A 14,754-nucleotide genomic window follows, 5' to 3' on the forward strand; every position below is an offset into this window, starting at 1 on the left:
GCTGCACGCCCAGCGTGACGAGGCCCGGCTTCAGGCCGAGGCCGCCGAGGCCGCCCTGCGAGGCGGGCGCGCCAGCAGCACCGACGTGATCGCCGCACGCGACGCGCTGGCGCAACTCAACCAGGCCCTGCTGGGCGCCGGCGCCGAGCTTGCCCACGCACGGCGGATGCTGGCGCGCTGGACCGGGGGGCCAGGCGAACAGCCACTGGCCGAGGCGCCGCCGCTCGAGCGCCACGCCTTCGTCGCCCAGGCCCTGGCCGAGCGCCTGGAACATCACCCCGACCTGGTACAGCTCGCTGCACGCGAGGCCACGGCCACGGCCGAGGCCGCCGTGGCCCGCGCCGAGCGCGAGCCGGACTGGAGCGCCGAGCTGATGTTCAGCCAACGCGGATCGCGCTATTCGAACATGGTGTCGTTGGCGGTCTCGCTGCCTCTGCCCTGGGATCGGCCGCAGCGCCAGGACCGCGAGCTCGCCGCCCGGCTCGCGCAGGCCGAGGCCTTGCGTGCCGAGCGCGAGGAGCTCTCGCGTGAACACCGCGCCGAGACCGAGGGTTGGCTCGATGCGTGGCGCGCCGGCCTGGCCCGGCTGACGCTGATCGACCGCGAGCGCGAGCCGCTGGCCCGACAGCGCATCGACGCTGCCCTGGGCGCCTACCGGGGGGGCAGTACGGCGCTCGCCACGGTGCTTGAGGCGCGCCGCACGGCGCTGGCGCTGCGCATGGAGCGCATCGATGTGGAACTCGAAACGGCGCGGTTGTGGGCGCGGCTCGAGTTCCTGATCCCCGAACCGGACGGACCACTGATTCCAAGCAACGGCCCCATGCAAGGAGTGACCCCATGAACCGCAAGATCAAGATGCTTGGGGCGGCTGCGCTCGCGATCACCGTCGCCGCCGGTGCCTTGGGCTGGTGGCTGGGCATGCAGCACGGCGTGGGGATGGCGACGGCCCCCGAGACCGCGCCGGCCGCGGCGGTCGACCCGTCGCGGTGGAGCGTCCCGCAGGGCGAGGACGCAACGCGTCGGCACCTCCGGGCCGGCCTCAAGGCCGGTGACGTCGACCCCGTCACCGGGCTGCGCATTCAGAACTATCACGATCCGATGGTGCCGGGCAAGAACTTTGACGCCCCGGGCAAATCGCCGTTCATGGACATGATGCTGGTGCCCCGCTATGCCGGGGCCGCCAGCGCCGAGGAGGCCGGCGGGGTCACGGTGAGCTCGCGCATCCAGCAGAACCTCGGCCTGCGCACCGCGCCGGTGGTCGAAGGCGTGCTCGCCACCGAGGTCGGCGCCGTCGGAAGCGTGGCCTGGAACGAGCGGCTGCAGGAAGTCGTCTCCGCCCGCGCGACCGGCTTTGTCGAGAAGTTGCACGTGCGCGCGACGCTGGACCGCGTGGTTGCCGGCGCGCCGTTGGTGGAGCTGCATGTCCCCGACTGGGTGGCGGCGCAGGAGGAGTACCTGGCTGTCGCGCGCATGACCGGCCCGGGTGTGGATGCTTTGCGCGACGCGGCCCGCGCGCGCATGCGCCAGGCCGGCATGGACGAGGCGCTGATCGAACGCGTCGTGCGTGGGGGTCGCGTGCTGGCGCGCGTGACGCTTGTCGCGCCGGTCGGCGGCGTGGTCAGCGAACTGATGGTGCGTGAAGGCGCCACCGTGATGGCGGGCATGCCGCTCATGCGCCTGCAGGGTACGGGCAGCGTCTGGGCCGAAGGCCAGGTGCCCGAGAGCCAGGCTGCCTTGCTCAAGCCCGGCGCGCGCGTCAGCGCCACCAGCCCGGGCGCACCCGGCCAGACCTTCGAGGGCCGCGTGCAGGCGCTGCTGCCCGAGGTGGACGCCAGCACCCGCACGCTGAAGGCCCGGCTGGAGCTCGCCAACCCGGGCGCCCGCCTGGTGCCCGGCATGCTCGTCCAGATGCGGTTTGCCCGGGCCGAGCGCGCGAAAACGCTGCTCGTTCCCACCGACGCGGTGATCCACACCGGGCGGCGCAGTGTCGTCATGCTGGCTGAGGCCGACGGCGGCTTCCGTCCCGCCGAGGTCACGACCGGGCTCGAGTCGGGCGGGCAGACCGAGATCGCCGCGGGGCTCACCGCCGGTCAGCGTGTCGTGTTGTCAGGGCAGTTCCTGATCGACTCGGAAGCCAGTCTGCGCGGCCTGGAGGTCAAGCTCAACCCGCCGCCCGAGCGGGGTGCAGCGGCGGCGCATCGCACCGGGGCGCGCATCCAGGAGATCGATGGCGACACGGTGACGCTGGATCATCCGCCGATCGCCTCCCTGCAATGGCCGCAGATGGTGATGGACTTCCGCCTGCCGCCACGCGCGCAGCGTCCACGCGATCTGACGCCGGGAGACCACGTGGAGGTCGAGTTCCGCATGCAGGACGGCGATGTGCCGCAGATCACGTCCATCCAGCGCATCGCGCAGGGAGCCGCCAAGTGATCGCGCACCTGATCCGCTGGAGCATCGCCAACCGCTTCCTGGTGCTGCTGGCCAGCCTGATGATCTCCGCCTGGGGCGTGGTTGCTCTGCTGCGCACGCCGCTGGATGCGCTGCCCGACCTGTCGGACACGCAGGTGATCATCCGCACGAGCTGGCCGGGCCAGGCGCCGCAGATCGTCGAAAACCAGGTCACCTATCCGCTGACGACCACGATGCTGTCGGTGCCGGGCACGAAGGCGGTACGCGGCTTCTCAATGTTCGGCGACAGCTTCGTCTACGTGATCTTCGAGGATGGCGTGGACCTGTACTGGGCGCGCTCGCGGGTGCTCGAGTACCTGAACCAGGTGCAGTCGCGTCTGCCGGCCACGGCGAAGTCGTCGATCGGGCCGGACGCGACCGGCGTGGGCTGGATTTACCAATACGCGCTGGTGGACAGGACCGGCCGCAACGACGTGGCGCAGCTGCGTGCACTGCAGGACTGGTTCCTGCGCCTGGAGCTCAAGACCGTGCCCGACGTGGCCGAGGTGGCCAGCGTCGGGGGCATGGTCAAGCAATACCAGATCGTGCTCGACCCGGACAAGCTGGCCGCCTACCGCGTCTCGCAGATGATGGTCAGCGACGCGGTGGCGCGCGCCAACCAGGAAGCCGGCGGCTCGGTCATCGAGCTTGGCGAGGCCGAGTACGCCGTGCGTGCCAACGGCTACCTGAGGACGCTGGACGACTTCCGCGCCATCCCTTTGATGACCACCGATGCGGGCGTCTCGGTGCGCCTGGGTGACGTGGCGCGGGTGCAGATGGGCCCGGAGATGCGCCGCGGCATCGGCGAACTCGACGGCGAGGGCGAGGCCGTCGGCGGCGTGATCGTGATGCGCTCGGGCAAGAACGCGCTGCAGACCATCGCCGGCGTGAAGGCCAAGCTCGCCGAGCTGCAGCGCGGCCTGCCCGAAGGTGTCGAGATCGTGCCTGTGTACGACCGCTCCAACCTGATCGAGCGGGCGGTCGACAACCTCACCGGCAAGCTGCTGGAGGAGTTCATCGTCGTCGCGCTGGTGTGCCTGGCCTTCCTGTTCCACCTGCGCAGCGCGCTGGTGGCCATCGTCTCGCTGCCGCTCGGCGTGCTGATGGCCTTCATCGTGATGCAGCAGCAGGGCATCAACGCCAACATCATGTCGCTGGGCGGCATCGCGATCGCGATCGGCGCGATGGTCGACGCGGCCATCGTGATGATCGAGAACGCCCACAAGCATCTCGAACGCTGGGCGCACGAGCATCCCGGCATGGCGCTCGAGGGCGATGCGCGCTGGCGCGTGGTCGGCGACGCGGCGGTCGAAGTAGGCCCGGCGCTGTTCTTCTCGCTGCTGATCATCACGCTCAGCTTCGTGCCGGTCTTCACGCTGGAGGCTCAGGAGGGGCGGCTGTTCTCGCCGCTCGCCTTCACCAAGACCTACGCGATGGCTGCGGCGGCCGGTCTGGCCATCACCCTGGTGCCGGTGCTGATGGGCTATCTGATCCGAGGCCGCATTCCCAGCGAGACCGCCAACCCGCTGAACCGCGCGCTGATCGCGCTGTACCGGCCGTTGCTGAACGGTGTGCTGAAGGTCCCCAAGCTGACGCTGGCAGCGGCCGTGGTCGTGCTGGCCGTGAGCCTGTGGCCGCTGCAGCACCTGGGCAGCGAGTTCATGCCGCCGCTGGACGAAGGCGACCTGCTGTACATGCCCACGGCGCTGCCGGGTCTGTCGGCCGGCAAGGCCGCCGAGTTGCTGCAACAGACCGATCGCCTGATCAAGACGCTGCCCGAGGTGCAGAGCGTCTACGGCAAGGCCGGCCGTGCCGAGACCGCCACCGACCCGGCGCCGCTCGAGATGTTCGAGACCACCATCCAGTTCAAACCGCGTGAGCAGTGGCGACCGGGCATGACACCCGAGGGACTGGTCGAGGAACTGGACCGCGTCGTGCGGGTGCCCGGTCTGTCCAACATCTGGGTGCCGCCGATCCGCAACCGCATCGACATGCTGGCCACCGGCATCAAGAGCCCGGTCGGCGTGAAGGTCGCGGGGCCCGACCTGGCGACCATCGACCGCCTGACGGCCCAGGTCGAGCGCGCCGTGAAGAACGTGCCGGGCGTCACCAGCGCCTTGGCCGAGCGGCTTACCGGCGGGCGCTATGTCGACGTGGACATCCGGCGCGACGCCGCTGCCCGCTACGGCCTGAACATCGCCGATGTGCAGGACGTCATCGCCGGCGCCGTGGGCGGCATGAACATCGGCGAGACGGTCGAAGGCCAGCAGCGCTACCCGATCAACCTGCGCTATCCGCGGGAGCTGCGCGATTCGCTGGCCAAGCTGCGTGCGCTGCCCATCGTCACGCCGCGCGGACAGCGGCTGGTGCTGGGTGACGTGGCCGATCTGCGCATCGCCGACGGTCCGCCGATGCTGCGCAGCGAAAACGCCCGACTGGCCGGCTTCGTCTATGTGGACATCCGGGGTCGCGATCTGCGCGGCGCCGTACTCGACATGCAACGCGTGGTGGCCGAGCAGGTCGCGCTGCCGGCGGGCTACTCGGTGAGCTGGTCGGGGCAGTTCGAGTTTCTGGAGCGCGCCACCGCCAAGCTCAAGCTCGTCGTGCCCTTCACGCTGTTGATCATCTTCGTGCTGCTGTACCTCACGTTCCGGCGCTTCGACGAGGCTTTGCTGATCATGGCCACGCTGCCCTTCGCGCTGCTGGGCGGTGTCTGGCTGCTGTGGTTGCTGGGGCACAACCTGTCGGTGGCCAGCGCCGTGGGGTTTGTCGCGCTGGCCGGCGTGGCCGCCGAGTTCGGCGTGATCATGCTGCTGTACCTGAAGCAGGCCTGGGACAGCCGGATCGATGCCGGTATGGACGGCGACGCCGATCTGCTGGACGCGATCCGCGAAGGTGCCGTGCTGCGCGTACGGCCCAAGGCGATGACGGTGGCGGTGATCATTGCCGGTTTGCTGCCGCTGTTCTGGGGCGCGGGAACCGGCAGCGAGGTGATGCAGCGCATCGCGGCGCCGATGGTCGGCGGCATGCTGAGTGCGCCGCTGCTGTCGATGTTCGTCATTCCGGCGGCGTACCGGCTGATGCGGCGGCGGCGCGGCCAGCACCCCGAGTGAGCAGGAGCCCGGGCCAGATGCCGGTGGCGGATGTAGCCCGCCGGCCCCGCTGAGCATCGGCCCCGGCTTTTGTCATGCCAGGCCGGGGGCGCCGTGTCGCCGGGACTCGGCCGGCGGCGCGGCCGAACGGCGCGCCGCTGCCGGACCAATCACCGGCCAATGCAGCTCAGCCCTCGCAAACGGCGTTTCGTCACACCGGTACTTTGCCCTCCGGCCCCTTGTTTCTAGACTGCAAAGATTCTTCAAATCGATGGTGTCTGGGGGCCTCATGCGCAAGTCTGTCAAGCTGGGTGGTATCGCCGCGGTGGTGCTGGTGATCGGGGGGGCGGGCGTGGCCGTCATGGCCAGCAAGGGCGACGGCGCGAAGAAGCCGGGCGACGCCAAGCCCCAGACGGTACTGGAGTTCCTGTCCAGCGAGGTGGTCAAGCCGACCCTCGCCGCCATGCCGGCGCAGATCGAGTTCAGCGGCCCGCTGGTGGCACCAGGCACGGTGGTGGTACGCGCCAAGTCCAACGGCACGCTGCTGAACCTCGCGGTGGGCGAAGGCAGCCGCGTCAAAGCGGGCCAGGCGCTGGGCCAGGTGGACCTGGAGGAGCTGCGCTATCGCATCGCCGAGCGCAATGCCAGCGTCGAGGCCATGCGCGCCCAGATGGAGCAGGCCGAGCGCAGCTACAAGGCCAACGAAGGCCTGGCGGCGAAGAATTTCATTGCGCAGACGGCGTTGGACAACTCACGCGCCGCCTACGAGTCGGCCCGCGCCAATTGGCAGGCCGCCAAGGCCCAACTCGACACCAGCCAGGTGACCATGCGCCAGGCGGGCCTGGTGTCGCCCATCAATGGTGTCGTCGCCAAGCGCCACGCGCTGCCGGGCGAGAAGCTGGCGTCCGAGCAGCAGATCCTGACCATCGTCGACCTGGCCAAGCTGGAGCTGGCGGGTCTTGTCGGCACGCATGAAGTCAGTCGCCTGCAACCCGGCATGCCGGTGCAGGTGAAGGTGGAAGGCGTGGAGGAGCCGGTCGAGGCAAAGATCGCGCGCATCGCGCCCGCCGCCGAACCGGGCACGCGTTCCATCGGCGTGACGCTGGTGCTGGACAACCCCAAGGAGCTTTACCGCGCCGGCCAGTACGCGGTCGCCAAGGTGGTGCTGCCCGACGACACGCAGCGCCTGACCGTGCCGATCGCCGCCGTCAGCCGCAATTCGGGCCAGGAGCAGGTCTGGATGATCGAGAACGGCGCGCTGCTGCGCCGCATCGTGACGACCGGGCGCAGCGACGCGCGCGAAGGCCGTGTCGAGGTGCTGAACGGCCTCAAGCCCGGGGCGCAGGTGCTGGCGGCGCGCTTCGACAACCTGCGTGAGGGCGACAAGGCCAACGTCGTGGTGGCTAAGGCCAAGGTGGCCAGTTCGGCGGCGTCGGCCGCCGTGCAGCAGTAAGGAGCGCGCCATGTGGATGACCCGCGTTTCCATCCAGAACCCGGTCTTTGCGACCATGGTAATGGTGGCCCTGTGCGTGCTGGGCCTGTTCTCCTATTCCAAGCTGGGTGTCGAGCAGATGCCCGACATCTCCTTCCCCGGCGCGATGGTGGACGTGCGCTACCCCGGCGCCTCGCCCGAGGCCGTCGAGCGCGAGATCGCCAAGCCGCTGGAAGAGGCGCTGAACACGATTGCCGGCGTCGAGCGCATCCAGTCGCGCAGCTTCGAGGGCCGTGTCCAGGCCAGCGTCGAGTTCTCGCTGAACGCCGACATGGGCCGCGCGATGCAGGACCTGCGCGACCGCGTGGCCGCCGCGCAGGCCCGGTTCCCGCGTGACGCCAAGCCGCCGACGGTGCAGCGCTTCGAGAACGACAACTCGCAGCCCGTCGTCGTGATGGCGCTGCTGAGCCCCACGCGCGGCTCGCGCGAGCTGTCCATGATGGCCGACCTCATCGTCTCCAAGCGCCTGGGCCGCGTGGAAGGCGTGGCCAAGGTGGACGTGGGCGGCATGACCTCCCGCGAGGTGCGCATTGACCTGGACCCGATGCGACTGCGCGCCTACGGCGTGACGCCCGCCGAGATCGCCAAGGCGCTGGCCGAGGCCAATGCCGACCAGCCCGTGGGCCTGCTGTCCGACCAGACCTCCGATGCCATCCTGCGCGTGGAAGGCCGCGTGAAGGACCCCAAGGCCTTCGGCCAGATGGTCGTCGCGCGCCGCGGCAACCTGGCGCTGACGCTGAACGACCTTGGCACGCTGGTGGAGCGCGAACGCGAGCAGGACAGTATTGCTCGCATCAACGGCCAGCCGGCCGTCAGCTTCAACGTCTTCAAACAGCAGGACGCCAACATCGTCAAGACCGGCGAGTCCGTCAAGGAGGCGATGGAGGAACTGCGCAAGACGCTGCCCAAGGACGTGGAGCTGCGCCTGATCTATGCCGCCAGCGACTTCGTGAAGGGCTCGCTGACCGGCCTACAGCACACCCTCATCGAAGGCGCGCTGCTGACGGTGGCCATCGTCTTCCTGTTCCTGCACAGCTGGCGCTCGACCATCATCACCGGCCTGACGCTGCCCATCGCCGTGATCTCCAGCTTCATCGCCGTGCACGCCTTCGGCTTCACGCTGAACTTCATGACGATGATGGCGCTCTCCTTGTGCATCGGCCTGCTGATCGACGACGCCATCGTCGTGCGCGAGAACATCGTGCGCCACGTCGGCATGGGCAAGGACCACCGCACCGCGTCCTTCGACGGCACCAACGAGATCGGCCTGGCCGTCATGGCGACCACCTTTGCCATCTGCGCCGTGTTCGTGCCGGTCGCCTTCATGGGCGGCATCATCGGCAAGTTCTTCTACCCCTTCGGCATCACCGTCGCTGTCGCGGTGCTGGTCAGCCTGTTCGTCAGCTTCACGCTCGACCCGATGCTGTCCTCGGTCTGGCATGACCCGCCGAGCACGCGCATCAAGCACTGGCCCGTCATCGGCCACCTGATCCGCGCGACCGACTGGGGCATGGACCGCCTGCACGACCTCTATGCCCGCACCATCGACTGGGCCTTCTCCGGCCGCCGCTACCGCGTCTTCGTGCCGCCGATTCCCGCCTACGGCCATCCCTTCAGTGCCGACGGCCAACGCGACAAGGCCGCCAGGCGCCGCCTGCGCTTTGCGACGCTGACGCCGCGCGGCCTGGTCATGTGGGGCGCCTTCGCCAGCTTCGTCGCCGCCCTGGCGCTGGCGCCGCTGGTGGGCAGCGAGTTCGTGCCGCAGACGGACAACGGCTTCACGCAGGTCAACCTGCGCATGCCGGTGGCCAGCAGCATCGAGCGCGGCAGTGCCAAGGTCGCGCAGATCGAGGAGATCCTGAAGGCCTACCCCGAGATCAAGACCGTCTCCACCGTGGTGGGCAGCACCGGCGAGGGCATGGCCACGGGCCGCAACCAGGCGTCGCTGAACATCACGCTGACCGACCGCAAGGAACGCAAGCGCACGCAGAAGAACGTGGAAGACGCGATCCGCGCCGACATCGCCAAGATCCCCGGCATCGAGGTCAGCGTCGGCTTCGACCGCCCGATCTGGATCACCATCCTCGGCAGCGACCCCGAGGTGCTGACCCAGGCCGCCAAGGACCTGGTCGAGAAGATCAAGAAGATCCCCGGCGCCGTGGACGTGGACACGACCGTCAAGCCCGGCCTGCCGGCCTTTGCCGTGCGCCTGAAGGACTCGGCCATCCGCGAGCTGGGGCTGACCGCGCCGCAGATCGCGTCGTCCTTGCGTGCCTACGTCAACGGCGAGATCGCGACCTACTGGACCACGCCGGACGGCAACCAGGTCGAGGTGCTGCTGCGCCTGCCGCGCGAACAGCGCGAGCGCATCGAGCAGATGGCCAAGCTCCCGGTGGCGTTCTCGGCGTCGGGCGCGCCCATCACGCTGGACCAGGTGGCCACCATCGAGCCGGTGTTCAACCCCGAGGTCATCCGCCGCGAGAACCTGCAGCGCCGCGAGGCCGTGTTCGCCGGCGTGCAGGGCCGCCCCAGCGGCGACGTGAACGCCGACGTGCAGGCGCTCATCAAGAACACCCAGCTGCCGCCGGGCACCAGCTTCAAGGTGGACGGCGCCGGCAAGCAGCAGGCGGAGGCCTTCAACGGCCTGCTGGCGGCGATGGCCCTGGCAGCGATCTTCATCTACATCGTGCTGGCCAGCCAGTTCGGCAGCTTCCTGCAGCCCATCGCCATCATGGCGTCACTGCCGCTGGCGCTGATCGGCGTAATGCTGGCGCTGCTGCTGTGGCGCTCCACGCTGAACGTGTTCTCGATGATCGGCCTGGTGATGCTGATGGGCCTGGTGACCAAGAACGCCATCCTGCTGGTCGACTTCGCCAACCACGCCCGCAAGGCCGGCGCGACGGTGGCCGAGGCGCTGCGCGAGGCCGGGCTGATCCGCATGCGCCCCATCATCATGACGACGGCGGCCATGGTCTTCGGCATGCTGCCGATGGCCATCGCGCTCAACGACGGCGGCGAGATCCAGGCGCCCATGGGCCGGGCCATCATCGGCGGCGTCATCACGTCGACGCTGCTGACGCTGGTGGTGGTGCCGGTGCTGTACAGCTATCTGGTGCGGGAGAAGAAGCCCGCCAAGCAGGCGGCAGAGCAGGGTGCCTCGTCATTGCCGCTGCATGGCATGCCGGGTGCGATGCCGGCGGACAAGACCTAGTCTGTCACCTCGAGCGCCCAGGCGCGTTGGCCGGCTCCCCTGGGGACCGGCCTTTTTCTTGGCCGGCGCGCCGGGCGCCAGGCCGCGCTGCGGCCGGGCGGCGGCGCAGCCACCAGAGCCAGAGCCCGCTCGCGCCCAGCGCCGCCAGGGCAAAGCCGAGCAACGCATTGAGCGCCTCCAGCGCCAGCCCTCCCAACTCCCCGGTGTGCAAGGGGTAGATGATGCTGTTGGCGCGCGTGCCGGGATCGAGTTTGTCCCAACGGTCGATGCGCAAGATGGCACCGCTGTGCGGATGCAGCCAGACCGACGTCAGGCCGTTGGGATGCGGATCATCCGGCAGGATCAGGCGCACGCGCACTGGCTTGCCCGCGCCCCCCGCCACATAGCCGGCGGGCGCGTTGTTGAAAGGGGCGCGAGCCGAGGCCACCAGCGCGTCCAGTGGCGCCAGTGGTTGCGACGGCGCGGCAACTGCGACCTTCGGCGGGGCGAGCGGCACCTGGCCGGACAGCGAGGTCACGGCCTTGGCGAGCGGTTTCCACGCCATATAGGCACCGGTCGCAACGGGCACTGCGATCAGCATGCCCAGAACCGCGCCGCCGGTGCGATGCACGTCGAATAGCCCGCGCAGCAGCCCGCGGTCCAGCGCGAGGGAGAAGCCCTGGCGCCAACGCCGCGGCCACCACAGCACCAGCCCGCCCACGAGCAGCGTGCCGTAGGCCAAAGCCAGCCCCGCGAGCAGCGGCTTGCCGGCGTCGTCCAGCAGCAGCGAGCTGTGCAGTTCGAAGGCCAGGTTGAAGAAGCCCTCGCGCTCGCCGCGCCGGCCAAGCTCGCGGGCGTCGCGCGGGTCGAAGTAGACGAACCCGGCCCACGGCCTGTGGACGGTCGCCCTCAGGCTTTCGCCAGCTTGGCGTGGCGGGCGCAGCACGAACGAGGCGTCGGGGCCGAACTCGGCGAGCAGGCTTTGGCGCGTGCGATCCAGCAGGTCTGCAGCGGCAGGGCCCACCGGCACGCTGAACAGCGCTGCATTCAGCCACCGGTCCAGCGGCTTGAGCACGACGAGGCTGCCACCGAGCAGCGCCACCACGATGAGCGGCAAGGCCAGCGTGAGCGCCAGCCAGCGGTGCAGAAGCAGCCAGACGCGCCGCATCAAAAGCTTTGGCGCCAGCTGACCGTCACCGCGCGACCGCGCCCGGCGAAGTGATCGTCGTTGGTGCCCGCCGGATTGGACTGCGGGTAGTAGCCGACGTACTGCCGGTCGAAGAGGTTCTCGATACCGAGGCCGAAAACGCCCCAGGCGGTGCCATAGGTCGCCGCCAGATCGGCCAGCGTGTAGCCGCGGAAGCGTTCCTCCAGGCGTGCGGTGCCGACCGTGCGGCCGACGTTGATGTGGCGCGAGGCCAGGCGCGTGGCCTGCAGCCGCATCTGAGCCGTGGGGGCGACCTGCCAGGCTGCCGCCAGCACGAGCTTGTCAGGCCCCTGCGAGCGGGCGCCGAGCGTGACGTCGACCGGCGCGCCTTGCTGCGCGGCCGTCTTGCCGCGGATACGGGCGTAGCTGGCGCTGAGCGTCCAGCCTCGCACCGGTTTGACCTCGCCGCTGAACTCCAGCCCCTTCACGTGTACCGGCACCCGCAGCACGCTGCCGACGCCGGTGGCCGCATCGACCCGGATCTGGGAGCCCAGGTCGGAGCGCGAGTCATAGACGGACGCCGACAAGCTCCCCAGCGCGCCGCGCCACGCCAGGCCCACTTCCCGGTTGTCGGTGACGACCGGCTCGAGCGAGATCAGCTTGTCCACCGACTGGCTCGGCGTTGCCACTGCACGCAGCACCAGGCCGACGTCGGGCACGCCGAACCCTTCGTTGTAGGCCACGAAGGTGGACCATCCTCCGCCCAGCCGCCACACGCCGCCCAGGCTCTTGACCCATTGGGTGAAGCTGCGCTCACCGCCGTGAACGGCGGTGTCCTTGTAGAAGGCCAAAGTCTGGTAGCTGTCTACCTCGAGGCGGGCGCTTTCGCGCCGGGCACCACCGCGGATCGTTACCGGGCCGGCTTCGTACTCGAGTTGGGCGAACGGCGCCGTGCTCGTGAACTTGAGCGGAGGCACCCAGCTTCGGCCGGTCATCGCCAGGCGTTGCTGCGAGGTGTCCTTGAGCCAGTCCAGGCCGGTGGTCAGCTCCAACTTATCGAACAGGAAGTCGGGGCGCACCCAGCTCAGCTTGACGCCGGCCTTGTCGGCGACGACTTCCGATTGGTCAACCAACTGGCCCTGTGGGGCGATGCGCACGTCCTGGAAGGTGGCCGCCGCCGTGGCGCCATACAGGGCGGCGAAGTCTTGCTTGTACGCCTGCGCGTGCGCCTGGCCGCCAGCCAGTTCGCCGTGGTGCCAGTCCAGCGAGACGGTCCGCACCGCGTTTCGCGGCGACCGGCCCGGCGGCGTGCCCGGCGTGGCGGTCGTCGGCAAGCCGGTGGCCCGGTTGCCGGGCACCGGCTTCCAGTCGCCTTCGCCCGCAAGATGAAAGCGATTGACCGATAACTGCAGACGCTGGGCGCCGAAGTCGTGGCCCAGCTTGAGAAAGACGTCGCGGGCGCGCGAGTCCTGGGTGTCGCCCTGGACGGCCTCCAGGCCGAGCCGGCGCCCGTCGCCGTCGACGCCCACGCCGCGCAGCGTCGCGCCCAGATGGAGCAGGGCGTCGAAGCGCCCCTTGTGTTCGAGCGTGTAGCCGGCCTTCCACAGCGCGTCGTCGCCGTGGCCCTGGCTGCCGTACTTCAGCTCGACGCGGTGGCGGGTGCCCGGCTCACGCGGGGTGCGAGAGATGAAGTTGATGATGCCGCCGGTTGCGCCGAGCCCTTGCGCTGCGGATGCCCCACTGATGACCTCGATGCGCTCGATCAGCGACGGGTCGGCGAAATAGCCCTCCCGCGCCCCATTGCGCAGGGGGTTGCTCTGCGGGACGCCATCGAACAGCAGCAGCGCGGTTCGGCCACGCATCGATTCGCCGAAGCTCGTGAGCTTCTGGCGCGACGGGGCGTAGGAGGGCGCCAGCACGGACAGCACGGCGCTCAGGTCCTCGGCGACGAGGGTCTGCATCTCGATGTCCTGAATGCTGATCACCGAGACGGCACCGGGGATCTTGTCGATGGCCTTGCTGCCGCGCGTAGCGGTCACAACGACACGTTCAAGGGTCGGATCGGCAGGCTGTTGTGCGGTGCAAGGCAAGGCAGCCAACAGCGCCACGGCAATGAGGCTGGGTTTCGGTCGGTTCAAGGAGATGGCGTAGGGCATTCGAAGCGGCGGACGCAGGTTGAGCAGAGGGTTGGCGCAAGGGGCGACATCTTATCTGCAAAATGCGAATCATTCGCATTCGCAAGACGCATCATCCAGCGTGCCACTCCGTATTCCCTCCGACATCGGCGCACCTTTCGCGCCGGTTTTGGCTTTGATCTCCGGCGCAGCTGTGCCGGCCTGCGGCGCAGATACCCAGCGGTAGGAATGCGAGGCGCCCCGGCGCTGAACGTCGGCGCCACCGCGCTGCGCTGGCTGCGCCCGGGCCGCACGCGGTTCGAGCTGCTGGACAAACCGATCGTCTACCTGCCCGGCCCGGAACTGCAGCTGCGGGCAGGCGCGGCATGGACGCCGGTGTACGCGGGCATGGCGTTGGACGGGTGGACTGCGGGTGCGGCGACGCCGGCCTGTTTGGGGCCACGCCGCTCGCGCTGGTGGCAAGTGCGGCAAGCCGCGTTGATGTAGAGGACATGGCCGTCGCCACTCTGGACGGCTGAAGTAGCGGTCACGGTGTCGCCACGGTTTCCCGCACGCAACCGCGCAGCCAGCGGTGCGCCGCATCGCCGTCCATGCGCGGATGCCACAACAGCGAGACCGTGAAGGGCGCCAGCGCCAGCGGCAAGTCCAGGCTCACCATGCCGGGGCGCAGATGCGCCGTGTGCCGCTCAGGCACCGTCGCGATCAGGTCGCTGCCACGCGCCAGTGCCAGGGCTTCGGAAAAGCCGGCCACGGTGACGACGATGTCGCGGCTCAGGCCCAGGGCTGCCAGCGCCTGGGCGACCGGTCCCGCCGCCTTGCCATCCCGAGACAGACCGATGTGCCGGCCTGCCGCGTAACGTGCGACCGTCAGCCTGCCGCGCCCAAGGGCATGACCGTCGCGCACGACGGCCATGAACCGATCGCGAAACAGCGCTTGTGCGCGTAGTTCAGGCCCAGTGGGGCTGCCGACAACGCCGGTCTCCAGATCCACGCTGCCGTCGCGCAGCGGCGTGCTGTCGCGGTCGGGCTTGGGCACGAAGCGCAGCCGCACACCGGGTGCCTCGCTGCCCACCCGGGCCAGCAGCGCAGCACCGAAGTTCTCGACAAAACCTTCCCGTGTTCGCAACGTGAACTCGCGCTCCAACTGCTCCAGCTTCAAGGCGGCCGCCGGTCGCAGCGCGGCCTGCGCCTCGTGCACCAGCGGACCGATGCGCTCGCGCAGTTCCAGCGCGCGCGGTGACGCGACG

The 14,754-nt window shown here is 69.5% G+C and carries 9 protein-coding genes; 6 read left to right on the top strand and 3 right to left on the bottom strand.

Annotation, left to right across the window (positions count from 1 at the left end; all coding sequences use genetic code 11):
* The 5 genes from ACT6S0_RS21870 to ACT6S0_RS21890 form a co-directional block, all read left to right on the top strand.
* Positions 1-841, top strand: an 841-nt coding sequence (locus ACT6S0_RS21870) for a TolC family protein (protein WP_444765879.1), incomplete at its 5' end; no start/stop codon positions are given.
* Positions 838-2,433, top strand: a complete 1,596-nt coding sequence (locus ACT6S0_RS21875; RefSeq protein WP_444765880.1) for an efflux RND transporter periplasmic adaptor subunit — start codon at positions 838-840, stop codon at positions 2,431-2,433. The genes ACT6S0_RS21870 and ACT6S0_RS21875, both read left to right, overlap by 4 nt.
* Positions 2,430-5,564, top strand: coding sequence for an efflux RND transporter permease subunit (locus ACT6S0_RS21880; protein WP_444765881.1), 3,135 nt, complete (start codon positions 2,430-2,432; stop codon positions 5,562-5,564). Before ACT6S0_RS21875 ends, ACT6S0_RS21880 begins: the two co-directional genes overlap by 4 nt.
* A 268-nt stretch (positions 5,565-5,832) precedes the next feature.
* The gene (locus ACT6S0_RS21885; protein ID WP_444765882.1) at positions 5,833-6,996 is read left to right on the top strand and encodes an efflux RND transporter periplasmic adaptor subunit; all 1,164 of its coding nucleotides are present in this window, start codon (positions 5,833-5,835) and stop codon (positions 6,994-6,996) included.
* Between the two features lie 10 nt (positions 6,997-7,006).
* Positions 7,007-10,246, top strand: coding sequence for an efflux RND transporter permease subunit (locus tag ACT6S0_RS21890; protein WP_444765883.1), 3,240 nt, complete (start codon positions 7,007-7,009; stop codon positions 10,244-10,246).
* A 4-nt stretch (positions 10,247-10,250) separates the two neighbouring features.
* On the opposite strand, the gene ACT6S0_RS21895 is transcribed toward ACT6S0_RS21890, so the two are convergent.
* Together ACT6S0_RS21895 and ACT6S0_RS21900 are read right to left on the bottom strand one after the other, a co-directional pair.
* Complete coding sequence (locus ACT6S0_RS21895) at positions 10,251-11,393, bottom strand: PepSY-associated TM helix domain-containing protein (protein ID WP_444765884.1); 1,143 nt, start codon at positions 11,391-11,393, stop codon at positions 10,251-10,253.
* Complete coding sequence (locus ACT6S0_RS21900) at positions 11,393-13,510, bottom strand: TonB-dependent receptor (RefSeq protein WP_444765885.1); 2,118 nt, start codon at positions 13,508-13,510, stop codon at positions 11,393-11,395. The genes ACT6S0_RS21895 and ACT6S0_RS21900 overlap by 1 nt, the downstream gene beginning before the upstream one ends.
* Positions 13,511-13,735: 225 nt before the next feature.
* Between ACT6S0_RS21900 and ACT6S0_RS21905 the strand changes: the two genes are divergently transcribed.
* Entirely contained in the window at positions 13,736-13,993 is a 258-nt protein-coding gene (locus ACT6S0_RS21905) for a hypothetical protein (protein WP_444765886.1), read from the top strand.
* A gap of 40 nt (positions 13,994-14,033) precedes the next feature.
* Here the strand turns inward: ACT6S0_RS21905 and ACT6S0_RS21910 are convergent.
* Positions 14,034-14,754, bottom strand: a 721-nt coding sequence (locus ACT6S0_RS21910) for a LysR substrate-binding domain-containing protein (RefSeq protein WP_444765887.1), incomplete at its 5' end; no start/stop codon positions are given.

This window comes from Roseateles sp., from assembly GCF_052436255.1.
Taxonomy (GTDB): domain Bacteria; phylum Pseudomonadota; class Gammaproteobacteria; order Burkholderiales; family Burkholderiaceae_C; genus Pelomonas.

Coding starts and splice junctions, on each gene's coding strand:
- ACT6S0_RS21875 (WP_444765880.1), top strand. CDS start 838: ATGAACCGCAAGATCAAGATGCTTGGGGCGGCTGCGCTCGCGATCACC.
- ACT6S0_RS21885 (WP_444765882.1), top strand. CDS start 5,833: ATGCGCAAGTCTGTCAAGCTGGGTGGTATCGCCGCGGTGGTGCTGGTG.
- ACT6S0_RS21890 (WP_444765883.1), top strand. CDS start 7,007: ATGTGGATGACCCGCGTTTCCATCCAGAACCCGGTCTTTGCGACCATG.
- ACT6S0_RS21895 (WP_444765884.1), bottom strand. CDS start 11,393: ATGCGGCGCGTCTGGCTGCTTCTGCACCGCTGGCTGGCGCTCACGCTG.
- ACT6S0_RS21905 (WP_444765886.1), top strand. CDS start 13,736: ATGCGAGGCGCCCCGGCGCTGAACGTCGGCGCCACCGCGCTGCGCTGG.